The sequence below is a fragment of the Agrobacterium sp. NPDC090273 genome, assembly GCF_044772305.1.
In the GTDB taxonomy this organism is placed as follows: Bacteria; Pseudomonadota; Alphaproteobacteria; order Rhizobiales; family Rhizobiaceae; genus Agrobacterium.
Genome location: NZ_JBIVYN010000006.1, coordinates 108855 through 133826 on the forward strand (window position 1 = coordinate 108855; position 24972 = coordinate 133826).

Genomic DNA, 24972 nt, shown 5'->3' on the forward strand with positions numbered 1-24972 from the left:
AAAGCCGGACAGGACGCTATTTCATGGTGACGAGCTAGCTGTTTCGGTCATGTCCTCCCGTGGACCGAAATATAATTTATTATGGGTTGTTTATTATATTTTAGCGGGGGCTTTTATTCAAGCAAAATTCCATCCTCGATTTTATTTCGAAGGCTTGCCGTTCGGTGTTCTCCTTGTTGAAGACGACGGGCTTTCCTATCTGTTGTTTTGGATGAAATGGGGCTTGTGACGCCCAGATCGGGAGCAATTAATGATACTGGATGCTGCAAGGCGGGCTTTTGGCAATCTTTTCGCTGCCGAAACGCGATCCGTCTTTTGGAAGGTGCTTGGGATCACCCTTCTGGTGCTGGTTGCGCTCTGGTTTACCATCCGATCCGTCTTTATCTATTTCGCTCTACCCTGGGTGGATACGCTGATTCCCGGTATCCCCGATTGGGCCGGATGGCTTACCTTTGTTTTCGCCATTCTGGCGGGTATTGGGCTGGCCCTTGCGCTCGCGCTTTTGATATCGCCGGTAACGGCCATTATCGCGGGACTGTTTCTCGACGATGTTGCTGAGGTTGTCGAGAAGAGAGATTATCCGGATGATCGGCCAGGCCATGCGTTGCCGCTGGGCGAAGCGATGCTGTCGTCGGTCAAGTTCTTCGGAGTCATTATTGCCGGTAACATCGTTGCATTATTCCTCCTGCTGGTCCCAGGCGTCAATCTCATCGCGTTCTTCCTGGTGAACGGTTATCTTCTCGGACGGGAATTCTTCGAATTCGCAGCCATGCGGTTTCACCCACCGGCAGAAGCAAGGGCTCTGCGCGCCAAACATCGGACGACCGTCCTCATGGCCGGGATGGTGATTGCCGGATTTCTGGCGGTGCCGTTCCTTAACCTGCTGACGCCGCTTTTCGCTGCCTCAATGATGGTTCATCTTCATAAAGCTGTGACGTCCCCAACAAGACGAACGGGATCTATTTTTGCAAGGTAGCCGGGGCCTTTGACGTCTCGTCGCGAGACGCGGCCTTCCTTTTGTTGTGTCGCCTCATTCGCCACTGGATGCGCCGAAAAGCTGGGCCGGCAGCTCAACGAGTGGAGCAGGGATGTCGAAGGTCTTTTCCGGTGACTTGCAAATATCGGCGATCACGCATCTTTCGCATTCCGGCTTGCGTGCCTTGCAGCAATATCGTCCGTGCAGGATCAGCCAGTGATGGGCGTGGAACAGGTAGGGTTCTGGAATGATCCTTACCAGCCGGTCCTCAACTTCGTCCGGGGTTTTCCCCGGCGCAAGACAGAGCCGGTTGGCAATACGAAAGACATGGGTGTCCACAGCAAGCGTGGGGATGCCGAAGGCCATGGACATAACGACATTGGCAGTCTTGCGACCAACGCCGGGCAGCGTCACCAATTCATCGCGGCTTTTGGGTACAGAACCACCATAGTTGTCGATCAGCATCCGAGACAGAGCAATGACGTTCTTGGCCTTGTTGCGGTAAAGCCCGATGGTTTTGATATGGTCGATAAGCCGCTCTTCGCCAAGTTCAAGCATTTTCTCTGGCGTGTCGGCAATCTTGAACAAGGCGCGTGTTGCACGGTTGACCCCAACATCGGTTGCTTGCGCCGACAGAGCCACTGCGACCAGCAACGTGAATGGATTGGTATGTTCCAACTCACCTTTCGGCTCCGGCCGCTGGATTGAAAAGCGGCGGAAGATTTCGGTCAGCTCTTCTTTTGAGTAGAGCGTTTTCACGCGCCGAGAATTGCGGCTTGCAGCCGCATTTGACTTTTTAGGCGTTTGGGTGCTGGATCGTTTTCTGGCAACTTTCATGGGTCATCTATATCCAGAGGCCCTTGAGGAAACAACGTGGATACGCCTGAAGACAAGCCGATTTTCGCTGCTGAACTTGTCCCGTACCGATCACTCGGACGCAAGGGGTTCCGGTTGTTGCTTGCAGTGTCTGGCCTTGTTTGTTTCGTCTACGGCATTTTCTTTCTGACGACAGGTGCCTGGCCGGTTGGACTGTTTTTCGGCGTTGATTTTCTCCTGCTCTATTGGGCTTTCCGCGCCAATTATCGGGCTGCCGACGCACGTGAGGAAGTCAGTGTCTCACGCTCCAGCCTGTCCATTCGGAAGTTCTCACCTGCCGGTCGCATGATTGAGCATCGCTTCAATCCATTCTGGGCGCGTTTTCGTGTACGGCGACATGAAGAGATTGGCATTCTTTCGATGCATGTCACGGGCGAAGGGAAAGCAACCGATATAGGCTCATTTCTCAACCCCGATGATCGTGAGAGTTTCGCCAAGGCCTTCGGCAATGCGCTGGCAAAAGCCCGCCGTTAGATTTGATGGTGAGCCACGGTTTTCGTGGAGGCGGATGCGACGGGTTTTCCACAGTCGTGGTGTCTTGCGAGGCTGTTCGGCAAGAAACGGGTGGAGAGACGGGCAATTGCATGGTTTTCTTGTCGGCCAAGGAGACAAGCGATGAACGCCAATATCACGTTGAAAGAAGATATCACTCCGGTCGGGTCGGATTACGAAACCGTACGTCAGGTGATTGAAATCCTGACGCTGGATTATCGCGATCAGCCGTCACTGGACCATATCGCCGCAAAACTTGGTCAATCGCCAACGCAATTACAGAAAACGTTCACGCGTTGGGCTGGTCTTTCCCCAAAAGCATTCCTGCAAGCTGTAACGCTTGATCACGCCAAACGACTGTTGAGAGAAGAAGATTTACCGCTTCTCGAAACCTCGATTGAAGTCGGCATGTCGGGCCCTGGGCGCCTGCACGATCTGTTCGTCACCCATGAGGCCATGTCGCCGGGAGAGTGGAAGGCTAAAGGTAACGGATTGACGATCCGTTTCGGATTCCATGCGTCGCCATTTGGTCTTGCCCTCGTGATGATTACCGAGCGTGGGCTTGCGGGCTGTGCCTTCGCTGATCCCGGCGAAGAACGTGCCTGTTTTGAAGATATGGCGCGTCGCTGGCCAAATGCGGAGTACGTCGAGGATCGCGAGGCGACAGCGCCTTACGCCGTCCGTATCTTCGAGCCAGCATTGTGGAATGCCGACCGCCCACTGCGTGTTGTGCTGCTTGGGACCGATTTTCAGGTTCGTGTATGGGAAAGCTTACTTAAGATACCCATGGGTCGCGCAGTTACTTACTCGGATATCGCTTGCGATATCGGTCAGCCGGCAGCCTCTCGCGCTGTTGGGGCCGCGGTTGGTGCCAACCCTGTTTCCTTCGTGGTGCCGTGCCATCGCGCCGTTGGCAAAAGTGGCGCACTTACTGGTTACCATTGGGGGCTGACGCGTAAGCGCGCAATGCTTGGCTGGGAAACGGGCAAGGTGTGATCAAATGCTGCCGTTTCGACGTGCCAGTCTCTAAGCGGGGGTGGGGGTGGACTGTGCGAGCTGAAGAAGGGCTGTTGCAGCTGCCTCATCCGTAATCAACGTGTTGCATCCGATGCGTTTTATCGTTGCGCGAATGGCGATGGCTCGGTGTGCGCCACCTGACGCAAGCACGATGTGTTTTGCCTTGCGCAGGGTGTCGAGATCGATCGCCATGGCGCGTTCATTGATCGGGTGGTCGACAGAGCGACCTTCTGCGTCGATAAAATTGAACATGGTGTCGCAGACGCAGCCAGCGTCGATCAGTTCCTGCAACGTCTCCCTCGAGATGAAACCTTCGGAAAGCGAGGTCGAATGGGGCCCGATGTCACCGCAGGAGACGATCGCGAGGTCAAGGGTTTCGGCAAGATCGTAGAGCGTCGCAAGGCCGCATTTTTCGATCAGTGCCCGTTTGGTCGCGACGGAATCGACCAGAAGCGGTGCCAGGAACATGTAACATTCGGCTCCGAGAGCGCTTGCCAGCCGCCAGGTATAGTCCAGCGGGTTTGTCTGGTGCACGGCAACGATGCCGCCAAGGAGTGAGACCACTTTGCAATTTTCACGACGTGGTGGGCGAAAGCTCGAAAGCGAGGCCGTCATCGTTCGGCCCCAGCCGACGCCGATCGTGGCATCGTTCGGCACGACTTCAGAGAGAAACTGTCCGAGCGCAAGTCCTACGGATTTTGCCGTGCCGTCTGCCGTCGCCTTGCCGGAGGAGGGGACGATGACCGCCTCATCGAGACCATATGCCGCCTCCAGGTTGCTCGCGAGACCTACGAAGTCTTCAATGCCTTCATTGATCCAGATCTGAACCTCAGATCGCTTCATAGCCTCGTCAAGCAACCGGATGACTGTGGAACGGCTGATACCGAGCCTTTCCGCGACATCCTTTTGCGTCATTCCCTGATTATAATAGAGCCACGCAGCACGAAGGCGTAGGGAAGCGGCTTCCGAGTAGGCTGTATGGGTTTCTCTTCTCAGTTTCGCCACGGTTTCCGCCATTGTCTGTACTGGGTATGGGATAGGGGGCGAGTATCGCAGGCGTGAAACTTATGTCAATTGCGATGCGCAAATGTCTTGACTTCCGGCCCCGCAGCTTGCGATAGTCGAGACCGGAAAGAACCGTGGTTTCGGCCTTGGGCGCACATAAGTGCGGGAACGAAAAGACGGCTGAATCAGTCTTAGAAAGATCATGAAGGATCACTCGGTATGACGTCTAAACTCGAACAACTCCGCGCCATCACCACCGTTGTTGCCGATACCGGCGACATTGAAGCTGTTGCCCGCCTGAAGCCGGTCGACTGCACCACAAACCCGACCATCGTTTTGAAGGCTTTGGGTACACCGGTCTTTGCGGACGCGGTAAAAGAAGCCGTTGCATGGGGTCGCAAGCAGGGCGGACAATCCGACGCTGTTGTTGGCGCCGTTGCTGACCGTCTCGCCATCTCTGTCGGCGCCGCTCTTGCCGGGCTCGTGCCTGGACGCGTTTCGACGGAAGTCGACGCTGACCTGTCATTCGATACCGAAGCCTCCATTGCCAAGGCGCGTCAGATCATTGCGGCCTACAAGGAGCGCGGCATCGAGCGCGAACGTATCCTCATCAAGCTTGCTTCCACGTGGGAAGGGATCAAGGCTGCTGAAGTCCTTCAGTCCGAAGGCATTGACTGCAACCTGACGCTTCTCTTCTCCCAAGCCCAGGCGATCGCCTGCGCTGAAGCGAAGGCATTCCTGATCTCCCCGTTCGTTGGCCGTATCCTCGACTGGTACAAGAAGTCGACCGGTGAAAATTACACGGCTGAAACCGATCCGGGTGTTGTTTCTGTTCGCAGCATCTACAACTACTACAAGGCCAACGACATCAAGACCGTCGTCATGGGTGCCTCTTTCCGTAACGTCGGCGAAATTGAAGCGCTTGCCGGTTGCGATCGTCTGACGATCAGCCCGGCCCTGCTCGAAGAGCTGGATAAGGATAACGGTACGCTGGAGCGCAAGCTCTCGCCTGAAAACATCAAGCCGGAGCCATTTAAGTCTCTCGACGAGAAGGCATTCCGCTGGGCGCTGAACGAAGATGCAATGGCCACCGAAAAGCTTTCGGAGGGTATCCGTCTGTTCGCCAAGGATCTCGTGACGCTGCGCGAGATGGTCCGCAAGGAACTGGCTTTGGCTGCAGCCTGATCAAAAAAGGGAACGCTTTGCCTCGTTAAAGCGTTTCTCCCTTATAAATCTCCAGTCATTGAAGGCGCTGCCGGACCCCTGCCGGTTGCGCCTTCTTTTTATTGTGTGGCCGTCAGGTGCCTTGTTCGCCCGCGACCACTTCGGAAATCCGCCTTGCCGTGTCTCTTATCAGCGCTTCGCAATCCTCTCTGGAGGGAGCAGGGCCGCCGAGCGTGGTGATATAGGGGCACGTCACGACCGCAAGAGCGGTCCCGTCGAGTGTCAGGACGGGAGCAGAAATATTCCGCACCCCCGCAGTCTGCAAGCTATCCATGGATTCATAACCGCTATCCCGTATCCAGAGGAGCCGTTCCTTAAGGTCTTCAGGCATGGCCTCTCTTCCACCTCGCAATTGCTCGGCGATCATGATGTCTCGCTGGCCTTGCGTCTGGAATGCGAGCAGAACGAGCCCTGATCCCGTATGAAAGAGGCTCATTTGTGCGCCGACGCGTATCGACATGGCCCAATAGGTAGACGATTCCTGTTGAGCGATCACCACCACGCTGCCGCGGTCATAGACGGCGAGGTGGCAGGCCTGGCCCGCTTTCTGGGAAAAGTCGCGCATGAGGGGAGCGGCGAATGAAACCAGTCGCCGGACGGGTGCGTGGAAATGTGCCAGACCGAACAGTTTCAGCGTCAGAGAAAAGCGGTCACCCTCCTGACGCTGAACATATCCGCGTCGCACCAGGCGGTCCAGCATACGGTAGAATTCGTTAGGGCTTTTGCCGATCGCCTTGGCGATTTCGATCTGCGTCAATCCACCATCGGTACGCGCCAGCAGCTCGAGAATGTCGAGCCCCTTGTCGAGCGCGGGTGCGCGATACCTTTCGCTGTCCTCTTCGGTCATCTGGCCTCGATCGTGTCTCGGTGAATGGTACATGATAACAGCAAACACACCTGACGATCCCGGTGGGTCGCGCTTGTTTGCTTGACGGCATATGAATACCCCGTTTACATATGAATTGTCGATCCATATTTGAGATCAAGCGGATTTGCGGCCAGTGACCATACGCGCTGGCCAAAGTGGAGGTTTTCATGGTGCAGGATTTTAGCGGCCGGACAGTGGTCATTACCGCGGCTGGTCAGGGCATCGGTCGCGCAGCGGCCGAACGTTTTGTTTCACTCGGCGGTCGCGTCATTGCGACAGATATAAACGAGCAGGCCCTCTCGACGCTGAAAGGCGCAGAAACCCGCGTCCTGAACGTGTTGGACGGTGATGCGGTCAAGGCTTTTGCTGCTGAGGTCGGCACGGCGGATGTCCTGTTTAACTGCGCCGGGTTTGTCCACGCAGGAACCATCCTCGACTGCGAGGAAAAGGACTGGGATTTCTCCTTCGATCTTAATGCCAAGGCCATGTACCGGACGTGCCGTGCTTTCCTTCCCGGTATGTTGGCAAAGGGTAAGGGTGCGATCGTGAATATGTCGTCAGTTGCGTCCAGCGTGAAAGGCGTTCCCAACCGTTTTGCCTATACCGCGTCCAAGGCTGCCGTCATTGGGCTTACGAAGGCGATCGCTGCCGACTATGTCACCAAGGGCGTCAGATGTAATGCGATCTGCCCCGGCACTGTTGACAGCCCGTCGCTGCACGATCGTCTGCGCGCCACGGGTAACTATGAACAGGCCCTTGCCGACTTCATCGCGCGCCAGCCGATGGGACGGATTGCGACTGCAGAAGAAATCGCTGCACTTGTCACCTATCTTGCGTCAGACGAGGCTGGTTTCACGACAGGCCAAGCCCATGTCATTGACGGCGGTTGGACCGGCTGACTAAAAGTTATACGGGAGAGAGGAGAAGCGACCGGCCTATGCCGGTCGCTTTTTTAATTGCAGTGTCCGGTTAAACCACGGCGCTGCCAGCCATCAGGGCGAGCACCAAGAACACCAGGAAGATCACCACAGCGATAAAGAACAGGATGCGTGCAACGCCCGCAGCCGCAGCGGAGATGCCGGTAAAACCGAAAACGCCCGCGACGAGAGAAATAATAAAGAAAATAAGGGCCCATTTCAGCATGGCGTCTCACCTTTCGCTCAGGTTTGCCGGGCCTGCAACTTTGCCGAAGGCCCGTGGAATTGACGCGCAAAAGGCGAAAATGTTCCGCGACTTACGAAAAAAGGTTCGATTAATTCATCTGCCGATTTTCCAGATCTGTCTGTCGAGCCTTGATCGTCGTGCGAATGAAGGTCGCAACGAAAAACAGGCTCATGAAAAGGACGATTGTCGGTGCAGGCGCGCTGTCAATCAGGAAGCTCAGCCATATTCCTGCAAACGATGCGACAACCGCGACCGAAATGGCCACCAGCAGCATGGAAGCAAACCGTCTGGTGAGCAAAAAGGCGATTGCGCCCGGGGCAACGAGCATGGCGACCGACAGGATGATGCCGACGGCTTTCAATGCTCCCACCACAGTCAGGGAAAGAACCATCAGCAGACCGTAGTGTAGCAGACGGACGGGGAGACCAATCGCTCTTGCATGTTGCGCATCGAAGGCGTTGACCAGCAGGTCCTTGCGCAGAACCCCCAGAAACAAGGTGGCGAGGAGCGCAATCACACCCGTTTCGATCATGTCTGCGACAGAAATTCCGAGCATGTCACCAAAAAGAATATGATCGAGATGGACGTCGCTCTGAACTTTCACGTAGAGCACCAGGCCGAGACCAAACATGCCGGAAAAAACAATCCCGAGCACGGTATCTTCCTTGATGCGACTGTTTTCCTTGATGAAGCCGGTGCCGAGAGCACAAATCATGCCGGCGATGAAAGCGCCGATGGAAAGCGGAATACCAACAATATAGGCGATGACCACGCCGGGAAGGACGGCGTGCGAGACCGCGTCTCCCATTAATGACCAGCCCTTCAGAACGAGAAGGCAAGACAGCATCGCCATGGGTATTGCGATCATCAGGGTGATGATGAACGCGTATTGCATGAAGGGTAGCTGGAACGGAAGGATCGCCAGCTCGAGATATTCGCTCATTGCACGTCCTCCAGCGCTTCCCGGGCTCTTGCCCTTGCTGCGAGGAGCCCATGCTTGGGAGCGAAGACAAAGGCGGTGAGGAATATAGCGGTTTGAAGCACGACGATGACGCCGCCGGTTGCGCCATTCAGGAAGTAGCTGAGATAGGCACCGGTGAAACTTGTTGCCGCGCCGATGATGAGGCTCATCAGGATCAACCGTTCGAAGCGATCGGTCAGGAGGTAGGCGGTGGCGCCAGGGGTGACAACCATTGCAACAACCAGAAACGCACCGACAGTCTGTAATGCGGCAACGGTAGAGGCTGCAAGAAGCGTGAAGAATATGACCTTAAGGATTTCAGGTCGCAGCCCAATGGTGCGGGCGTGATTTTCATCGAAGAATACAACCATGAAATCCCGCCATTTGAGTGCGAGAACCAAAAGACTGATGCCGCCGATCAATGCAAGCTGAAGTGTATCCTCGGCCGTGATTGCGAGGATGTTGCCGAGAACAATGGTCTGAATGTTGATGGAGGTTGGCGAGAGCGACACCATGAACAGGCCAAGGCCGAAAAACGATGTAAAAATCAACCCGATGATCGCATCTTCTTTCAGGCGCGTCTTCTGGTTTAAAAACAGCATGGCGCCAGCCGCCAGTCCACCTGACAAAAATGCGCCAAGCGAAAAGGGAAGGCCGAGCATATAAGCGCCTGCTACACCCGGGACGATGGCGTGTGAGAGAGCGTCACCAATCAACGACCAGCCTTTCAGCATCAGATAGGCGGACAGAAAACCACATACCCCGCCCACAAGCGCGCTGACCCAGATGGCGTTCAGCATGTAGCCATATGTAAATGGCTCAAGAAGAGTGTCGATCATCACTCTTCTCCATTGTACTGTCACTTGGTGTTCTGTCTCCTGGGTTGCGATCTGACGTCTTCTCGCCGTTACTCCCATTCTTGCCATAGATCACGAAAGGCCGTTCATCATCGGTAATGACTTTCAGACGACGCGGATCGGCATCGTCGTGCAGGTCTTTGCCTCCGAGTATGAAATGCCGCAGGCTTCCGCCAAAGGCTTTCTGAAGGTTCTCCTCGGTAAAGGTATCTGCCGTCTTGCCAGATGCCAGCACCGTACCCTTCACAAATACGGCGCGATCACAGAACTCAGGAACACTGCCCAGATTATGGGTGGAAACCAGCATGATCCGCCCTTCATCGCGCAATGCCTTCAAGAGGGCGATGATCTGTTCTTCTGTTGTAACGTCGACACCGGTAAAGGGCTCATCGAGAAGAATGACCTGGCCTTCCTGCGCGAGCGCTCGGGCCAGAAAGACCCGCTTTTTCTGACCGCCGGAAAGCTCACCGATTTGACGCTTGCGGTAGTCCAGCATGTTGACGCGTGTCAGCGCCTCTTCAACCATCTGGTGGTCGCGCCGGGATGGGATACGCAAGAAGTTCATGTGGCCATAGCGGCCCATCATCACCACGTCTTCCACCAGCACCGGGAAGCTCCAGTCGACTTCCTCTGCCTGCGGTACATAGGCAACGAGATTTTTTCGGAGCGCGTCGCGAACTGGCTGGTCAAAAATCGATACCTCGCCGGCTGCCAGGGGTACGAAACCCATGATCGCCTTGAAGATCGTCGACTTGCCCGCACCATTAACGCCGACCAGCGCGGTGATCGTGCCGCGTGGAATGGAAAAGTTGGCATTCCTTAACGCGGTATGGCCGTTACGATAGGTTACCGTCGCATTTTGAACGGAAAGGCCGCCGTCATTACGCTTGTTTCCCATCCTCATGATGACAGGCCTTTGGCAATGGTGTCGCTCGTTACCCGCAGAAGATCGAGATAGGTCGGAACGGGGCCGTCGGCCTCGCTCAACGAGTCGACGTAAAGCAGGCCCCCGTAGGTGGCACCGGTTTCTTTGGCCACTTGTTTGGCTGGATCGGCGGACACCGTGCTCTCGCTGAAGATGACGTGAATGGCGTGTTCGCGCATCGCGTCGATAACGCCGCGAACCTGTTGTGGCGTGCCTTGGCTATCGGCATTGACCGGCCAGAGATAAAGTTCCTTCAGGCCGAAATCACGGGCGAGGTACGAAAAAGCGCCCTCGCTTGTAACCAGCCAGCGCTTGTCTTCAGGCAGAGAAGAAAGCTCTTCACGGATTGGCTCGATGGTCGCTCTGATCTTGTCGGAGTAGGTTTTTGCGTTGGTTGCGTAAACCTGAGCATTGGCAGGGTCGATCTCGGTCAGGCCCTTTCGGATATTTTCAACGTAGATCAATGCGTTATCCGGCGACATCCAGGCGTGCGGGTTCGGCTTACCCTCATAAGCGCCGCCACTGATCGACATCGGCTCGATGCCATCCGTAACTGTGACGCTCGGAACGCCGGAAAGGTTGGCGAGGAATTTTTCGAACCACAATTCCAGATTTAGCCCGTTGCGCAACACGAGGTCGGCTTTGCGGGCTTTCAGAATATCCCGTGGTGTCGGCTGATAGTTGTGAATCTCAGCACCGGGTTTGGTGATGCTTTCGACATCGGCTGCGTCGCCTGCAACATTGCGTGCCATATCGGCAATGATCGTGAAGGTGGTAACCACCGTTGGTTTTTCGGCGGCAAGAGCTGCGCCGGGCAGAGAAAGTGCGAGAGCGAAAACAGCATGCCTGATAATTTGAAACGTCACGTCATTCACCGATCACTTGTTGCGATTAATTCGCAACACCATCTGGCATAAAAACAGCCTTGTCAATGCTATTGCAAATCATTCGCAATTTATGAATGTCCGGAAACGACGCATTTTTGCCCCGACGCCGCCCCGGCAATTAAACTTTTTTCAAGGAGAAGAGGTCAGTATCGGATGGCTGAGGCACGATTCGCCGTCGGCATTTTGCGTCCCGCGTGTGTTCCTCCTTCGTCGAGCCACCGCCCGGGACGAGGGCGATTGACGGGGTAATGAATGTCGGGATGTCGCGTGTGAAGGCTGTATTCAAACGAATGCGGTTTTCGCGCAAACTCGTTTTGATTGGAGGCGGTATCCTGCTCCTTGCGGGCGCGACCGGTTCTGCTGCCGTGTTGATCGGCAGCGAACGGTTGTTTGGTCCGTCCTATGCTTCCGTCAACGGGTTGACCTGCGACGTTGTTCAGACTGTCAACATTAAGAAAAACGGCTCACTTTGGGTTCGGAAATTCGTGCGCACGCAAGGTGGCGACGGAACAGAGCGCGTGAAGACGGCGCTGCGCGTCGCAAAGGCCGTCTACGACAAACAGAAACCTGACCTTGTCCAGGTGTCCGTTCTCGACAGGGATGGGCCACAACTGCGCTCTGAGATGCGTGGTCGTGCAATCGCAGCGCAAGTCGTTTTTGTACCCGACCAGACGAAGCTTCCCGAAGGTACTGAGAGCCAGCGGTATTCTGCCTATTATTATGATGGTCCCGCAAACGGGAGCGGCCAATTTTATGGTCTGCGTATCGATCTGCCGCTTGAAGATGCCGAGGAGATGGCGGCGAGCCTGACAGATGCCGCTGATTGTAATTCGCCGGTCGAGGCGCAGGACGCCGGACATGGTACGAAAAAGCCCGCCGGCCACGGCGAAGCGAAGGACAGCGGTGGTCACGGAGAGGCACCAGCAGAGGCGGGCCATGACGAACCGAAATCTGAAGGTCACGGGGAAACTCCTGCGCCACAGGCGCACGGTGAAACCGACAGCGATGAGCTTTTGACCTCCACGCCCGTTGCAGAAAGCGAGAGCATATTCAGCCTCGCCTACATCAAGACGCTGATTTTTGGAAAAGGCGCCACAACGGCGCAAGCAGCGGAAGAAAAATCCGCTGATCATGTTGCACCGGTTGCGGAAGCATCACACGACGCGCCGGAAAAGGCCGGTCATTAACGGCAGCCACTGTCTTGACGCCGTCAACATCCCACAGCATATCGCGCGTCGCCCGGAGCCAATAAAAAAGCCTCTCCAGAGAGAGGCTTAGTTTTCTGTCAAATTATCGACCGCTGAACGGCGAGGTTCTCAGTCCGCTTTGTTGCGGCGAGCTGGGAACAGGATCACGTCGCGGATCGACGGAGCGTTGGTCAGCAGCATGATAAGACGGTCGACACCGATGCCGAGACCGCCCGCAGGCGGCATACCCTGGTCGATCGCGTCAAGAAACTCGTCATCAAGCTGTTTGTCTTTCTCGCCACGTGCATGAGCTTGCTCGAGTTGCTCGACCATACGTCGACGCTGTTCTTCCGGATCGTTAAGTTCCGAGAACGCGTTGCCGACTTCCCAGGCATTGCAATAGCTTTCGAAGCGCTCAACGAGGCGTGGTTCGCCCGGCACTTCCTTGGCAAAGGGCGAAATGTCCTTCGGGAAATGGGTGACATGGCTCGGCTGGATCAGCGTGCCCTCAACCTTTTCTTCGAAGATGAAGGCAAGGCATTCGCCCCAGGTCCAATCCTTCTCGACGGCGAAACCGGCAGCCTTGGCGGCGGCACGGGCTTCCTCATCCGTCTTGATGGCGAGGAAATCGATGCCAGTCGCTTCCTTGACGGCATCCGGCATCGGAACGCGCTTGAACGGTCCCTTGAAGGAGATGGTCTGGCCCTGGAATTCCACTTCCGTCGTACCGTGGATTGCAACGGCCAGGGTTTCGAACAGACGCTCCACAAGGCCCATAATGTCCTCGTAGTCCGCGTAGGCCCAGTAGCACTCCATCATCGTGAATTCAGGATTGTGACGGGTCGAAACGCCTTCGTTGCGGAAGTTGCGGTTGATTTCGAACACCTTGTCCGAAAGGCCGGAAACCAGTGTGCGCTTCAGGAACAGTTCCGGCGCAATGCGCAGGTACATGTCCATCTTCAGCGTGTTGTGGAAGGTTTTGAACGGATCGGCCGTCGCGCCGCCGTAGACGGTCTGCAGCATCGGTGTTTCGACCTCGAGGAAGCCTTCGGCTTCCATGAAGCGTCGGATGCCGGACACGATCTTCGAACGCTGCTGGAAGCGAAGCTTGGATTCCTCGTTGGAGAGAATGTCGAGGTGACGCTTGCGGTAGCGCAGCTCAATATCGGAGACGCCATGCCACTTCTCCGGCATGGGCAGCAGCGACTTGGTGAGCATGGTGATTTCTTCGGCGTTGATTGTCAGTTCACCGCGCTTGGTGCGGCGCACCTTGCCGGTCACGCCGATGATGTCACCAATGTCGATCATTGGCAGCAGCGCACGTGCAGATTCCGGGGTCGTATCTTTGTGCGAGAAAATCTGCACCTTGCCCGAGGCATCATGGATATCCATGAACATCCCGGAGTTACGCGAGGAATAAACGCGACCAGCCACGGTGACGGTATCACCGGTTTCGACGTCCGCTTCAATATCTGCGTATTTCTCCGCCAGTTCCGCATTGGTCAGCGTCCGGTGGAAGTGCGCCGGGTAGACGTCGCCGATCTGCTCACGCAGCAGTGCAAGCTTCTGGCGACGGACCTCAGTGGCGTCAGAGGAAAGGGCGGTTGTTTCTGTCGTCTTGTCGTTCATTATCTTGTCTTTCCGAAACTCAGGCTGCACCGACCATGGAGGCCACGACGGCAATCGCGATCTTGAGGCGCTGGCGGACGACAGAGCGGCCCAGCAGCGCCATGGAATCGAACAATGGCAATGATCGCGACGAACCGGACATGGCCACGAACAGTGGCGGCGTCACGACGCGCAGCTTCTTGCCCGTACGTTCGGCGATATCGCGCAGTTCGGCCTCGATCGCTTCAACATTCCAGTCAGGCATCTTTTCGAGATCAGCGGCGACGGTTGTCAGGATTTCGTGGATCTCTTCGGGCTTGCTCTTGAGACCTGCGAAGGACTGAGGCGTGAGACCGACGTCACTGGAAAGCAGGAAACCTGCAAGGTTCGGCAACTCACCCAGTCTTGAGATGCGGCTCTGGGAAAGCTTCAGACCTTCGGTCAAACGCTGATTTTCCATCGCCCATTCCAGAGAACGGGAAATGAATTCCTCCGGCGTGAGCTTTTCGCGCAGCCAGCGGCCATTCAGCCAGTCGAGCTTCTGGATGTCGAAAATTGCACCCGCCTTGGAGAGCGCGTCCGGATCAAACTTCTGCGCCAGTTCGTCCATGGTCAGAAGTTCTTCGCCCTCGGCAATCTGGATGAAGAACAGACCAAGGAAGTTCATCAATGCTTCCGGCAGGTAACCGAGAGCTGAATAGTATGAAATCGATGTCGGGTTCTTGCGTTTGGAAAGCTTGGACTTGTCCGCATTGCGCATCAGGGAAAGATGCATGAACACCGGCTCCTGCCAACCGAAATAACGGTAAAGCAGGATGTGTTTCGGCACGGAGGCCAGCCATTCTTCGCCACGGGCAACATGGGTGATCTTCATCAGATGGTCGTCGATGACGTTGGCCATGTGATAGGTTGGCATGCCGTCGGCTTTGATCAGCACTTGCATGTCAACGGCATCCCACGGGATCGATACATCGCCGTATACGCCATCTGTGAAGTCGCAGGAGCCTTCGGTCGGGATTTTCATGCGCACGACGGAGCTTTCGCCCGCATCGAGGCGCTTTGTCACTTCTTCGGCACTATAGCTGAGGCAGAGACCGTCATATTTTGGCGGCTTGCCGGCGGCACGCTGTCCTTCGCGCATCTGTTCGAGGCGCTCCGGTGTGCAGAAGCAACGGAAGGCATGGCCCTTGTCGAGCAAGTCCTGTGCGTAGGGCCAGTACATGTCCTTGCGCTCAGACTGGCGGTAAGGGCCGTAAGGACCGCCGACATCGGGACCTTCAGACCATTTCAACCCGGTCCATTTCAGTGCTTCAAGCACTTTCTCTTCATACTCGCGCGTAGAGCGCGTTGCATCGGTGTCTTCGATGCGCAGAATGAACTCGCCGCCGTGTTTCTGGGCGAAGAGATAGTTGAAGAGGGCGATGTAGGCGGTGCCGACATGCGGTTCGCCTGTGGGAGAAGGGGCAATGCGGACGCGAACGCCGGAAGTGGTCATGAAATTCACTCGTCGTGACGTGACTGTGATACGGGCGATTTTGCCCAGTTATCAGCAAGATTTACGTTGAATGCGGCAGGAACGGCTGCAAACGGGCGCAATGAAGCGCATTTTGCAGTTTCCCATTCGGCTTGGGCTTAGGCCATATTATGCTGCAGGCGTCAAGGAAATAAGGATATTTCCCGCGGTCAGGAAACGGGCCAAACGTAGAGTAGCATGGGAATGCTAACGATAACGATCATGATCGACAAAGGAAGCCCAAGGCGCGGATAGTCGCTAAAGCGGTATCCGCCGGGCCCCATGACCAGCGTATTGCACTGGTGGCCAATCGGGGTCAGGAAATCACATCCTGCGCCGATTGCCACCGCCATCAGGAAGGCCTCGGGGCGAAATCCGAGCGTCGTAGCGAAGCCTGCGGCAATCGGGGCCATGACAAGGACGGTCGCTGCATTGTTGAGGAACGGCGTGACGGCCATTGCCGTCAGGAGGATCATGCCGAGCGCCACGAATGGAGGCATACCCTGCGCAGCATGACCCAGCCATTCGGCAATGAGATCACTTGCGCCGCTGGTGCGCAATGAATCACTGACGGGAATAAGGGCTGCCAACATGACGAGAATTGGCCCGTCTATCGATTTGTAGACGTCGCTCAGCGGGATCGCTCCAACGACGATCATCAGGAATGCTGCCGCAAAAAAAGCGACCGCAACGGGTAGCAATCCGCTGCCGGCCGCAAGCATCGCTGCCGCCAGCACTATCACGGGGATCAACGCACGGCGTTGTGTGCCAAGCAGGATTTCCCGTTGTGCCAGGGGGAGGAGAGAAAATTCCTGCAGAACTTGCGGCAGATTCTTGCGGCTGCCCTGAAGAAGGATGACGTCTCCGGCCTGAAGTGTCAGTTCGCTCAGTCGCTGGCTAACACGCTGGCCGCGACGTGAAACAGCAATCAGATTGACGCCACGCGTATAGGAAAGCGCGAGTTCGCGCGCAGATATGCCGCTCATCAGCGATTCATTACTGATGACTGCTTCCATGGAAATGAGGTCGGCGGTTTTCTGGCCGTTTTCGGTCAGCGGCTTGCCGGAAAGCTGAAGCTTCGCCTGGGAAACAATGCGGTCCAGTCCTTCCGGACTACCTTCAAGCAGAACAGTGTCGCCGGCTTTCAACTTGACGTCAGGGAAAGGGGAAATTCGTCTTGAACCACGCAGAATGGTACTCGCTATGACGTCGCCGTCGCCCTTTTTGAGAAGTTCCCGCAGCGCTGAATCAGAATACGCGCTGTCGGCGGGCAAGGTCGCTTCTGCCGTGTAGGCAGACTGGTCTAGTATGTCTTCCACCGATGTCTGCTGGCGCGCTCGCACCGGTAGAAGGCGGTATCCGAACGTGAGGAAGATGATGCCAATGACCGTCAGCCCCGCTCCGACTGGCGTAAAGTCAAACATCGAGAAGCTCTGGCCGGTCATCTCTTCGCGCAATCGTGACACAACAATGTTGGGAGACGTGCCGATCTGCGTCATCAATCCACCCAGTAGCGCGGCGAAGGCCATTGGCATCAGGTAGTAGGAAACGGGACTTCCAGACTTGCGGGCAAATTGGAAGGCAACCGGCATCATGATGGCAAGCGCACCGATGTTCTTGATGAAGGCCGACATCACCGCGACAAGGATCATCAGAAATGCAAGCTGCAGGCCTTTTGAGTGCATTTCCGGAAAATACTTTTTGATCGTCATGTCGACGATACCGGAGCGTGCCACCGCCGAACTGACGATCAATGCGCTCGCAACGATAATGACAATGTCATCGGAAAAACCGGAGAACGCCTTTTCGAAGGGCACGACCCCCAGTGCCACGGCCACAAGAAGCGCGCTGCAGGCGACGACGTCATATCTCACCTTGTCCCAGATAAAAGCCAGCATCATGGCGGCGATCACGGCAAAGGCGAGGATCTGGTCTGTTGTCATGCTGTCTGTCGGCTTTCAGATGGGCGAGTGCGGTTTGGTCACTCTTGTCGGTGGGGCAGCCTGAGAACGCAAGGCGACTTGTCGGAGTTCCGCGAAAAAAGTGTCCCATGGAATGAAAAAGGCCCGCCGGGCGGCGGGCCTTATAAGGAGGAGAGGAATGAAAATTCGCTCCAGGATCAGTGCGTATCGGTTGCGTCGGCTTTTTTTCTGCGCCGCGCATTGCGCGCGAGCATGTTCAGGAGTTCGACCAGTGCCGAGAACGCCATTGCCGCGTAGACGTAGCCCTTTGGAACATGGAAGCCCATGCCCTCGGCGATCAGCGTCATGCCGATCATCATGAGGAAGGCCAAGGCCAGCATGACAATCGTCGGGTTGCGCTCAATGAAGTTGGCGAGCGGCGTTGCAGCAATGAGCATGACAACGACGGCCACGACCACGGCGATAATCATGATCGGCAGGTGAGGGGTCATCCCAACGGCGGTGATGATACTGTCGACCGAGAAAACCAGGTCGAGTAGCAGGATCTGGCCGATAGCCGAGCCGAAATTCATCGTTACCGCTCCACCCACCATGTCTTCCTTATGATCTTCAGGATCGACATTGTGGTGAATTTCCTTCGTCGCCTTCCACATCAGGAAAAGGCCGCCGCCGATAAGGATCATATCCTTCCAGGAGAACGCATGACCGAAGACTTCGAAGACGGGGGTCGTGAGCTGTACGATCCATGCGACAGTCCCAAGCAGTCCAAGGCGCATAACAAGCGCAAGCCCGATGCCGATGCGGCGGGCTTTTTCACGTTGTTCGGGTGGAAGCTTGTTGGTGAGGATCGAGATGAAGATCAGGTTGTCGATGCCGAGCACGACTTCCATGACAATCAGTGTGACGAGCGCCACCCAGGCGGCGGGGTCGGACAAAAGAGGGAGGACGGACTCCATCAGGGAAACTTTCCTTTCAGCAACGAGGCCAGCCGAACCATTCGGTTACGGAGATTTATAGCGTAATACGCGAGAAACAAGGCAGGAACGGCCTTGGTCTTCAAGATTTCATCGAAATTTCGCGTAAGCCGCGTATCGCATTCGCGCCGTTGCTGAATGAGGTCAGGCCCGATCAGTTCCATAAGCGGCCATAAAGACCTTGATAGCGCTGTCGATGACCCGATTCAGCTCTTCGTCAGGGACAGGCCCTTCCAGCTCACCGAACAGTCGCATCTTGAAAAAGGTGCCGGTGGAGAGCTCTATGAATTGCCTTGCCGCAAGCTCCAGGTCATCGATCCTGAGGTGGCCAAGGGCAACGTGATGTTCGATGAAGTCCTGAAGCACGGTGCGGACATTGTTGGGTGCCGCGATGAAGAAGCGCTGCGCCAGCTTCGGCATACGGTCAACGACGCCAAGCACCGAGCGCATGGCTGGTATCATGTCAGAGCATATCATCTTGTTGGCGAAGGCGAGGCCGAACTGTTTCAGCCCGTCGCGAACTTCCTCGGTGCCAGCCAGAATGTTGCGCATCGAAGCTGCGAATTCCTGCCGATGCTGGTCGACCAGAGCGACGAAGAGGTCTTCTTTATTGGAGAAGTAAACGTAGATCGTCCCCTTGGAAACCCCTGCTTCCCGGGTGATATCGTTCATGCTGGCGGCATCGAAGCCCTTCAGTTTGAATACCCGCCAGGCGCCCGCCAGTATCTGCTCGCGCTTTGCCGGGTCTTCTCCTGCTGCGAAGCGCCCAACGGAATTTCCGGGACAGCCAGCGTCGGGATCTATCTCCATCGTCTCTTTTTCACCTGCCATCGTCTTTGAAACTGGAACCAAAAAAATTAACCGAACGTCGAACCAAGCGGTTCGATAGGACTTGATATGTGTTAAAGAAGCGATTATGTCAATCGAACCGAACGGTTCAGTTCGAAATTCTTTCTTCAATCTATCACGGTACAAGCAAATGTCGGCCCAGAAGAATAGCGCTGTTCGCGCGGTCAACGATACGCAAGAGGCGGATGCCGTCGCCAAGGCCGAAGCAGCCCCGGCAAAATCCGCGGAAGCGCCTGCATCCCAGTCTCCAGCTCCCAAGCAGAAAAAGCGGTCCAAGGTATTGCCTGTTATCGCGCTCGCGGTCCTCGCTGGAGCTGGCTGGTACGGTTACGACTGGTGGACGGATGGCCGTTTCATGGTCTCGACCGATGATGCCTATATTCGTGGTGACATTGCTGTCATCGCGCCGAAGGTTTCTGGTTATGTTGCCAAGGTCAACGTTGTCGCCAACCAGGAGGTCAAGGCGGGTGATCCGCTCGTAACCCTGGACGATGGCGACTATCGTATTGCTCTTGACCAAGCCGAAGCGCAGATCCGCACAGAGGAACTGTCTCTGAACCGCATTGATGCGCAGATCGTTGGTGCTCAATCATCGTTGCAGCAGTCGATTGCCCAGAAGGGTTCTCTGGATGCCGCATTGCGCGGTGCAGAGATCAACCAGAAGCGCGCCAGCGAGTTGCAGGCCAAGGACGTTGGCACTGTCGCATCTGCTGACAATGCACAGGTTGCACTCGACCAGGCTAAGGCCAACGCTGTTGCCGGTGACGCAGCTATCACCTCGGCCAGAGCAAATGTCGAATTGCTTCGCGCCCAGCGCACTGAAGCCGAAAGCACGATCCGCTCTTTGCAGCTTTCGCGTGACAAGGCAGCGCGTGACCTGTCGTTCACGGTACTGAAGGCACCATATGATGGCGTTATCGGCAATCTGGCGGTCCAGACTGGCGACCTCGTGTCTGTTGGTAAACGCCTGGCGTCCCTCGTGCCGATGAACGAACTCTACATCGATGCGAACTTCAAGGAAACGCAGCTCGCGCGCGTTGCACCCGGTTCAAAGGTTCGTGTCCACGTCGATGCATTTGACGATGCGACGATCGAAGGAACCGTGCAGTCGATCTCGCCGGCGTCTGGGTCGATCTTCTCGATGTTGCCGCCTGAAAACGCCACGGGCAACTTTACCAAGGTCATTCAGCGCGTGCCGGTTCGGATCGTCTTTTTGAAAGAGGATCTCGCCAAGCATAATCTGCGTGCCGGCCTGAGCGTGGTTGTTGATGTCGACACACGCACAGCACCCGAACACACCCAGACTGCTGAAGCGAAGTAACCGAGAAGCAAGGACAAGGCCATGGCGGCTACGGTTGTTGGAACAGGTGGGGCGACGGTCCCCGCCGACCCGCCTATGGACAAGCGCAGGCTGATCGCTTTTTTTGCGATGGTCTTCGGCATGTTCATGTCGATCCTCGACATTCAGATCGTTTCCGCCTCGCTTGCGGAAATTCAGGCCGGCCTCGGTGCAGGATCTGATGAGATTGCATGGGTTCAGACCTCGTACCTGATCGCGGAAGTCATCATGATTCCGCTTTCTGGAACCTTGGCGCGCATTCTTTCGACGCGCGTTCTGTTTGCCACCTGCGCAGCCGGTTTTACGATCTCCAGTGCGCTTTGTGCGACTGCGACAAACATTGACCAGATGATCGTCTATCGCGCGATCCAGGGGTTCATTGGCGGCGGCATGATTCCGTCAGTTTTTGCTGCGGCGTTCACGATCTTTCCGCCGTCCAAGCGCTCCGTCGTGTCGCCGATCATCGGCCTTGTTGCCACTCTAGCGCCCACCATTGGTCCGACCGTCGGCGGCTATTTGTCCAATGCTTTTTCGTGGCATTGGCTGTTCCTCGTCAACATCATCCCTGGCATTATCGTTACGATCCTGACGTGGAGCTTCATCGACTTCGACAAGCCCGAAAGTTCGCTCTGGAAGAAGTTCGACTGGTGGGGCCTCTTGTCCATGGCTGTCTTTCTCGGTTCGCTGGAATACGTCCTTGAAGAAGGCAACAACAAAGACTGGTTCAATGACGAGCACATCGTCCTCGGCACCATTGCGATGGTTGTTGGCGCTGTCGTGTTCTTCTGGCGCGCCTTCAAGGTGGAGTTTCCCGTTGTCGACATCCGAGCCTTTTCCGATCGGAATTTCTCGATCGGGTCGTTGTTCTCCTTCGTCATGGGTATCGGTCTTTATGGATTGACCTATCTCTATCCGCTCTATCTTGGGCGTGTGCGTGGCTATGACGCATTGATGATTGGCGAGACGATGTTCGTCTCTGGTCTTGCGATGTTCTTCACCGCGCCGATTGCCGGCAAGGTCTCGACCAAGCTCGACCCGAGAGTGATGATGGCGATCGGTTTTATCAGCTTCAGTGCCGGCACATGGATCATGACACATGTCACGACCGACTGGGATTTTTATGAGCTGCTGATCCCGCAGATCCTGCGTGGTTTCGGTCTGATGATGTGCATGGTGCCGATCAACAACATCGCGCTTGGAACCCTGCCGCCCGCGCGAATCAAGAACGCGTCTGGTCTCTTCAACCTCACTCGAAACCTTGGTGGCGCTGTCGGTCTTGCGGTCATTAACACGCTTCTTTCCCAGCGCACGGACGATCATTACGTCCGGCTTTCGGAACATGTGACCTATGCCAATCCGGAAGCGCTGGAATGGTTGAACAGCGTCGGTGCAAACTATGATTCCTACGGCTTGGACGGTGCCTCCGTCGCAATCAAGAAGTTGGTCGGTATGGTATCCCAGCAGGCCTGGATATTGGCTTTCTCCGATATCTTCCTGCTGCTGACCGGCCTCTTCATCAGCCTGATCCTGCTGACCGTCCTGATCCAGAAACCAAAGGCTGCGCCACCACCCGATGCAGCACACTGAATAAACAAGAAGAAGCCCCTCCCAATCCACCGCAGAGCTGGCCCGTCGCAAATGACGGCCCATTTTTATTTGCGGGGTTTGAGGTACGTACATCATTTTTCGATTTACTGTGATGACAAAGGCAGATATGCAGAGCTCCTGGAGGAGCTATGAAGCCAACTGTCCACGACATTGCTGCAAAGGCGGGCGTCAGTTTGGCCACCGTTGATCGTGTGCTGAACGTTCGTAAAGGTGTTCATGCAGCAACCCGCGCCAAGGTCGAAGCAGCGATTTCCGACCTTGGTTACGTACGCGATATGGCGGCTGCAAATCTGGCCAAGGGGCGCAGCTATTCGCTCGTCTTTGTTGTTCCCGGAAACGACAACTCGTTCATGGCAACGCTTCGCGCCGAGGTTCGCGCTGCCGCATCCCGGTCGCACATAGAGCGCACTGCGATTCGTGTCATCGAGGTGCCACCGTTCGATGCGGCCGCGTTGACGCAGGCACTCGACGTGGCGCGGCAGGAAAGGCCGTCAGGCGTCGCTTTCGTCGCGATTGACTCGCACGATGTTGCCGAGGCGACGGAACGTCTGTCCGAAAGCGGTATCGCGACTGTTACACTGGTGTCGGACATTTCTGGAGCGCACCGCGATCATTACGCCGGCGTCGACAACGTCGCGGCCGGACGCACTGCTGCCAGTCTGCTTGGACGTTTTTTGTCTGGCAGGGGCGGGGAGGTTGCTGTCGTCGCCGGTTCGATGCTCGTGCGTGACCATCGTGAACGCCTGCAGGGATTTCGCGAGGTGATCGAGGCTGAATTTCCAGAGATACGTCTGTTGCCCGTTTTGGAGGGGCGCGACAATCCGGAAACAGTCGCAACTCTGGTCGGCGAAGCGCTTCAGAATACGTCGCTTTCTGGCATTTACAGTCTCGGAGCGGGTAACCGCGGACTTATCCGTGCTCTCAAAGCGAATGCCGGAGACCGTCCAGTGTCCGTCATCGCTCACGAGCTGACGGAAAACACGGCCAATGCGTTGAGGGAAGGCGTTATCGACGCGGTCCTCAATCAGGATGCCGGACATGAGGTGCGTAGCGCTATTCGTGTGTTGAAAGCGCGCGCTGATGGTCAGCAGGTGATTGCAGCGCAGGAGCGCATCCGCATAGACATCTTTCTCAGGGACAATCTGCCCTGAATTTTTAAGCCGCCGTGCGGCGGAAAATGGAGAAATACATGTATCTCGGTCTCGACCTTGGAACCTCTGGCGTCAAAGCCCTGCTGATTGACGGCGATCAGAAGATCATCGGTTCGGCGAATGGATCGCTCGATGTTTCGCGCCCACACCACGGCTGGTCGGAGCAAGACCCTGCTGCCTGGATCAAGGCGTCCGAAACAGCCGTCGCCGGGCTCAAGGCCAAGTTTCCGAAAGAGCTCGCAGCCGTCAAAGGCATCGGCCTTTCAGGACAGATGCACGGTGCGACGCTGGTCGATGACGCGGGCAAGGTTCTGCGTCCATGCATTCTCTGGAACGACACTCGTTCCTTTGCAGAGGCTGCCAAGCTTGACGCTGACCCGCGCTTTCGGAAAATCACCGGCAACATCGTGTTTCCGGGTTTTACCGCTCCAAAGCTTGTCTGGGTTGCGAACAACGAACCTGAAATCTTCGCTAAAGTCGCCAAGGTTCTGTTGCCTAAGGATTATTTGAGGCTGTGGCTGACCGGCGAATACATTTCGGAAATGTCGGATTCCGCTGGCACCTCCTGGCTCGATACCGGCGCACGCAAATGGTCGCCGGAGCTGTTGGCTGCGACTGGTCTCGATGAAAAGCAGATGCCTTCGCTGGTAGAGGGGAGCGATGAGGCGGGTGTCCTGCGTGCTGACCTCGCCGCTGAATGGGGAATTTCGGGCAAAGTCGTAGTTGCCGGCGGGGCCGGTGACAATGCGGCTTCTGCCTGCGGCATGGGAACCGTTGAAGAAGGCCATGCTTTTGTGTCACTCGGAACGTCCGGCGTTCTCTTCGCTGCAAACGCATCTTATCTTCCGAAGCCTGAAAGCGCCGTGCATGCCTTCTGCCACGCGTTGCCGAACACATGGCACCAGATGGGCGTTATTCTCTCCGCGACTGACGCCCTCAACTGGTATTCGCGCCTGACCGGTCAGTCCGCCGCTGCACTGACGGCCGAACTGGGTGATGAGCTCCTGGCCCCGTCAGGTGTTACGTTTGCCCCCTATCTTTCGGGTGAGCGCACGCCGCACAATGATGCTGCAATCCGTGGTTCCTTCATCGGTCTTGCGCACGAAAGCGACCGCAAGGCGCTGACGCAAGCGGTCCTCGAGGGCGTCACCTTTGCAATCCGCGACAACCTCGAAGCGTTGAAATCGGCAGGTACGTCGATTTCTCGCGTGACCGCCATTGGCGGCGGGTCCCGCTCGGCCTACTGGCTTGCGTCTATTGCCACATCGCTCGGCGTGCCGGTTGATATTCCGGCCGAAGGTGACTTCGGTGCCGCCTTTGGCGCCGCGCGTCTCGGCCTGATTGCTGCAACAGGTGCCGATCCCGTTTCTGTCTGCACCCAGCCAAAGACCGACAGCACGATTGAGCCTGTAGCGGCACTCGCGGGTGCTTATGAGGAAGCCTACGCGCGTTACCGTGCGCTCTATCCTGCCATCAAATCGCTCTGAGTTGCGGACCTCCTGCTTGAGGGCAGGTCTCCAACTGTGCGGCCGGGGTGAACCCAATATCTCACCCCTTTTGCCCGTCCCT

The 24972-nt window shown here is 56.3% G+C and carries 23 protein-coding genes; 10 read left to right on the forward strand and 13 right to left on the reverse strand.

Annotated elements, in window-relative coordinates:
* Nucleotides 1-250: 250 nt before the first annotated feature.
* A complete protein-coding gene (locus ACIQT8_RS17000; protein WP_138793428.1) occupies nucleotides 251-976 on the forward strand; it encodes a sulfate transporter family protein in 726 nt (241 codons plus the stop codon).
* 54 nt (nucleotides 977-1030) lie between these two features.
* Here the strand turns inward: ACIQT8_RS17000 and nth are convergent, their stop codons facing one another.
* On the reverse strand, nucleotides 1031-1813 hold the full coding sequence (gene nth, locus ACIQT8_RS17005) for an endonuclease III (protein ID WP_400967443.1): 783 nt from the start codon (nucleotides 1811-1813) through the stop codon (nucleotides 1031-1033).
* 36 nt (nucleotides 1814-1849) lie between these two features.
* On the opposite strand from nth, the gene ACIQT8_RS17010 reads away from it, so the two are divergent.
* Nucleotides 1850-2326 carry a DUF2244 domain-containing protein gene (locus ACIQT8_RS17010; RefSeq protein WP_400967446.1) on the forward strand — a complete coding sequence of 159 codons (477 nt, stop codon included), beginning with the start codon at nucleotides 1850-1852 and terminating at the stop codon, nucleotides 2324-2326.
* Nucleotides 2327-2467: 141 nt separating this feature from the next.
* Nucleotides 2468-3340 (forward strand): methylated-DNA--[protein]-cysteine S-methyltransferase, encoded by an 873-nt coding sequence (locus tag ACIQT8_RS17015; RefSeq protein ID WP_400967449.1) that lies wholly within the window; start codon nucleotides 2468-2470, stop codon nucleotides 3338-3340.
* Between the two features lie 30 nt (nucleotides 3341-3370).
* Here the strand turns inward: ACIQT8_RS17015 and ACIQT8_RS17020 are convergent, their stop codons facing one another.
* The gene (locus ACIQT8_RS17020; RefSeq protein WP_400967452.1) at nucleotides 3371-4366 is read right to left on the reverse strand and encodes a sugar-binding transcriptional regulator; all 996 of its coding nucleotides are present in this window, start codon (nucleotides 4364-4366) and stop codon (nucleotides 3371-3373) included.
* 219 nt (nucleotides 4367-4585) lie between these two features.
* Between ACIQT8_RS17020 and tal the strand changes: the two genes are divergently transcribed.
* Nucleotides 4586-5551 (forward strand): transaldolase, encoded by a 966-nt coding sequence (tal, locus tag ACIQT8_RS17025; protein WP_400967454.1) that lies wholly within the window; start codon nucleotides 4586-4588, stop codon nucleotides 5549-5551.
* Nucleotides 5552-5663: 112 nt separating this feature from the next.
* On the opposite strand, the gene ACIQT8_RS17030 is transcribed toward tal, so the two are convergent.
* Nucleotides 5664-6437, reverse strand: a complete 774-nt coding sequence (locus ACIQT8_RS17030; RefSeq protein ID WP_400967457.1) for an IclR family transcriptional regulator — start codon at nucleotides 6435-6437, stop codon at nucleotides 5664-5666.
* 188 nt (nucleotides 6438-6625) lie between these two features.
* On the opposite strand from ACIQT8_RS17030, the gene ACIQT8_RS17035 reads away from it, so the two are divergent.
* Nucleotides 6626-7357, forward strand: coding sequence for an SDR family oxidoreductase (locus tag ACIQT8_RS17035; protein ID WP_138793421.1), 732 nt, complete (start codon nucleotides 6626-6628; stop codon nucleotides 7355-7357).
* A gap of 70 nt (nucleotides 7358-7427) precedes the next feature.
* On the opposite strand, the gene ACIQT8_RS17040 is transcribed toward ACIQT8_RS17035, so the two are convergent.
* The 5 genes from ACIQT8_RS17040 to ACIQT8_RS17060 form a co-directional block, all read right to left on the reverse strand.
* Nucleotides 7428-7601 carry a DUF1328 domain-containing protein gene (locus ACIQT8_RS17040; RefSeq protein WP_138793420.1) on the reverse strand — a complete coding sequence of 58 codons (174 nt, stop codon included), beginning with the start codon at nucleotides 7599-7601 and terminating at the stop codon, nucleotides 7428-7430.
* A gap of 109 nt (nucleotides 7602-7710) precedes the next feature.
* Entirely contained in the window at nucleotides 7711-8565 is an 855-nt protein-coding gene (locus ACIQT8_RS17045; RefSeq protein WP_400967462.1) for a metal ABC transporter permease, read from the reverse strand.
* The gene (locus ACIQT8_RS17050; RefSeq protein ID WP_400967465.1) at nucleotides 8562-9422 is read right to left on the reverse strand and encodes a metal ABC transporter permease; all 861 of its coding nucleotides are present in this window, start codon (nucleotides 9420-9422) and stop codon (nucleotides 8562-8564) included. The genes ACIQT8_RS17045 and ACIQT8_RS17050 overlap by 4 nt, the downstream gene beginning before the upstream one ends.
* Nucleotides 9403-10344 carry a manganese/iron ABC transporter ATP-binding protein gene (locus ACIQT8_RS17055; RefSeq protein ID WP_400967468.1) on the reverse strand — a complete coding sequence of 314 codons (942 nt, stop codon included), beginning with the start codon at nucleotides 10342-10344 and terminating at the stop codon, nucleotides 9403-9405. The genes ACIQT8_RS17050 and ACIQT8_RS17055 overlap by 20 nt, the downstream gene beginning before the upstream one ends.
* Nucleotides 10341-11231 (reverse strand): metal ABC transporter substrate-binding protein, encoded by an 891-nt coding sequence (locus ACIQT8_RS17060; protein WP_400967471.1) that lies wholly within the window; start codon nucleotides 11229-11231, stop codon nucleotides 10341-10343. Before ACIQT8_RS17060 ends, ACIQT8_RS17055 begins: the two co-directional genes overlap by 4 nt.
* Nucleotides 11232-11512: 281 nt before the next feature.
* Here ACIQT8_RS17060 and ACIQT8_RS17065 point away from each other — a divergent pair, with 281 nt between their 5' ends.
* On the forward strand, nucleotides 11513-12439 hold the full coding sequence (locus tag ACIQT8_RS17065; protein WP_400967474.1) for a hypothetical protein: 927 nt from the start codon (nucleotides 11513-11515) through the stop codon (nucleotides 12437-12439).
* A 129-nt stretch (nucleotides 12440-12568) separates the two neighbouring features.
* Here the strand turns inward: ACIQT8_RS17065 and lysS are convergent, their stop codons facing one another.
* The 5 genes from lysS to ACIQT8_RS17090 all read right to left on the reverse strand — a co-directional run bounded on the left by lysS (nucleotide 12569) and on the right by ACIQT8_RS17090 (nucleotide 19287).
* Entirely contained in the window at nucleotides 12569-14068 is a 1500-nt protein-coding gene (gene lysS / locus ACIQT8_RS17070; protein ID WP_262528258.1) for a lysine--tRNA ligase, read from the reverse strand.
* A gap of 19 nt (nucleotides 14069-14087) precedes the next feature.
* On the reverse strand, nucleotides 14088-15542 hold the full coding sequence (gene gltX, locus ACIQT8_RS17075) for a glutamate--tRNA ligase (RefSeq protein WP_138793414.1): 1455 nt from the start codon (nucleotides 15540-15542) through the stop codon (nucleotides 14088-14090).
* Between the two features lie 188 nt (nucleotides 15543-15730).
* Nucleotides 15731-17503 (reverse strand): SLC13 family permease, encoded by a 1773-nt coding sequence (locus tag ACIQT8_RS17080; protein ID WP_138793413.1) that lies wholly within the window; start codon nucleotides 17501-17503, stop codon nucleotides 15731-15733.
* Nucleotides 17504-17679: 176 nt separating this feature from the next.
* Nucleotides 17680-18438, reverse strand: a complete 759-nt coding sequence (locus ACIQT8_RS17085; protein ID WP_138793412.1) for a TerC family protein — start codon at nucleotides 18436-18438, stop codon at nucleotides 17680-17682.
* Nucleotides 18439-18600: 162 nt separating this feature from the next.
* Complete coding sequence (locus ACIQT8_RS17090) at nucleotides 18601-19287, reverse strand: TetR/AcrR family transcriptional regulator (RefSeq protein ID WP_400967480.1); 687 nt, start codon at nucleotides 19285-19287, stop codon at nucleotides 18601-18603.
* Nucleotides 19288-19435: 148 nt separating this feature from the next.
* Between ACIQT8_RS17090 and ACIQT8_RS17095 the strand changes: the two genes are divergently transcribed.
* The 4 genes from ACIQT8_RS17095 (at nucleotide 19436) to xylB (ending at nucleotide 24890) form a co-directional block, all read left to right on the forward strand.
* Nucleotides 19436-20626 carry an HlyD family secretion protein gene (locus ACIQT8_RS17095; protein WP_400967483.1) on the forward strand — a complete coding sequence of 397 codons (1191 nt, stop codon included), beginning with the start codon at nucleotides 19436-19438 and terminating at the stop codon, nucleotides 20624-20626.
* A 21-nt stretch (nucleotides 20627-20647) separates the two neighbouring features.
* Nucleotides 20648-22231 (forward strand): DHA2 family efflux MFS transporter permease subunit, encoded by a 1584-nt coding sequence (locus tag ACIQT8_RS17100; RefSeq protein ID WP_138793409.1) that lies wholly within the window; start codon nucleotides 20648-20650, stop codon nucleotides 22229-22231.
* Nucleotides 22232-22380: 149 nt separating this feature from the next.
* Nucleotides 22381-23403 (forward strand): LacI family DNA-binding transcriptional regulator, encoded by a 1023-nt coding sequence (locus ACIQT8_RS17105; RefSeq protein WP_400967487.1) that lies wholly within the window; start codon nucleotides 22381-22383, stop codon nucleotides 23401-23403.
* A gap of 38 nt (nucleotides 23404-23441) precedes the next feature.
* Nucleotides 23442-24890 carry a xylulokinase gene (gene xylB, locus ACIQT8_RS17110; RefSeq protein WP_400967490.1) on the forward strand — a complete coding sequence of 483 codons (1449 nt, stop codon included), beginning with the start codon at nucleotides 23442-23444 and terminating at the stop codon, nucleotides 24888-24890.
* The last annotated feature ends 82 nt before the right edge of the window (nucleotides 24891-24972 follow it).

Bases quoted from the DNA above. Each gene is read 5' to 3' on its own strand.
- ACIQT8_RS17000 (WP_138793428.1), top strand. From the start codon at position 251: ATGATACTGGATGCTGCAAGGCGGGCTTTTGGCAATCTTTTCGCTGCC.
- nth (WP_400967443.1), bottom strand. From the start codon at position 1,813: ATGAAAGTTGCCAGAAAACGATCCAGCACCCAAACGCCTAAAAAGTCA.
- ACIQT8_RS17015 (WP_400967449.1), top strand. From the start codon at position 2,468: ATGAACGCCAATATCACGTTGAAAGAAGATATCACTCCGGTCGGGTCG.
- tal (WP_400967454.1), top strand. From the start codon at position 4,586: ATGACGTCTAAACTCGAACAACTCCGCGCCATCACCACCGTTGTTGCC.
- ACIQT8_RS17030 (WP_400967457.1), bottom strand. From the start codon at position 6,437: ATGACCGAAGAGGACAGCGAAAGGTATCGCGCACCCGCGCTCGACAAG.
- ACIQT8_RS17035 (WP_138793421.1), top strand. From the start codon at position 6,626: ATGGTGCAGGATTTTAGCGGCCGGACAGTGGTCATTACCGCGGCTGGT.
- ACIQT8_RS17040 (WP_138793420.1), bottom strand. From the start codon at position 7,601: ATGCTGAAATGGGCCCTTATTTTCTTTATTATTTCTCTCGTCGCGGGC.
- ACIQT8_RS17045 (WP_400967462.1), bottom strand. From the start codon at position 8,565: ATGAGCGAATATCTCGAGCTGGCGATCCTTCCGTTCCAGCTACCCTTC.
- ACIQT8_RS17050 (WP_400967465.1), bottom strand. From the start codon at position 9,422: ATGATCGACACTCTTCTTGAGCCATTTACATATGGCTACATGCTGAAC.
- ACIQT8_RS17055 (WP_400967468.1), bottom strand. From the start codon at position 10,344: ATGAGGATGGGAAACAAGCGTAATGACGGCGGCCTTTCCGTTCAAAAT.
- ACIQT8_RS17065 (WP_400967474.1), top strand. From the start codon at position 11,513: ATGTCGCGTGTGAAGGCTGTATTCAAACGAATGCGGTTTTCGCGCAAA.
- lysS (WP_262528258.1), bottom strand. From the start codon at position 14,068: ATGAACGACAAGACGACAGAAACAACCGCCCTTTCCTCTGACGCCACT.
- gltX (WP_138793414.1), bottom strand. From the start codon at position 15,542: ATGACCACTTCCGGCGTTCGCGTCCGCATTGCCCCTTCTCCCACAGGC.
- ACIQT8_RS17080 (WP_138793413.1), bottom strand. From the start codon at position 17,503: ATGACAACAGACCAGATCCTCGCCTTTGCCGTGATCGCCGCCATGATG.
- ACIQT8_RS17085 (WP_138793412.1), bottom strand. From the start codon at position 18,438: ATGGAGTCCGTCCTCCCTCTTTTGTCCGACCCCGCCGCCTGGGTGGCG.
- ACIQT8_RS17090 (WP_400967480.1), bottom strand. From the start codon at position 19,287: ATGGCAGGTGAAAAAGAGACGATGGAGATAGATCCCGACGCTGGCTGT.
- ACIQT8_RS17095 (WP_400967483.1), top strand. From the start codon at position 19,436: ATGTCGGCCCAGAAGAATAGCGCTGTTCGCGCGGTCAACGATACGCAA.
- ACIQT8_RS17100 (WP_138793409.1), top strand. From the start codon at position 20,648: ATGGCGGCTACGGTTGTTGGAACAGGTGGGGCGACGGTCCCCGCCGAC.
- ACIQT8_RS17105 (WP_400967487.1), top strand. From the start codon at position 22,381: ATGAAGCCAACTGTCCACGACATTGCTGCAAAGGCGGGCGTCAGTTTG.
- xylB (WP_400967490.1), top strand. From the start codon at position 23,442: ATGTATCTCGGTCTCGACCTTGGAACCTCTGGCGTCAAAGCCCTGCTG.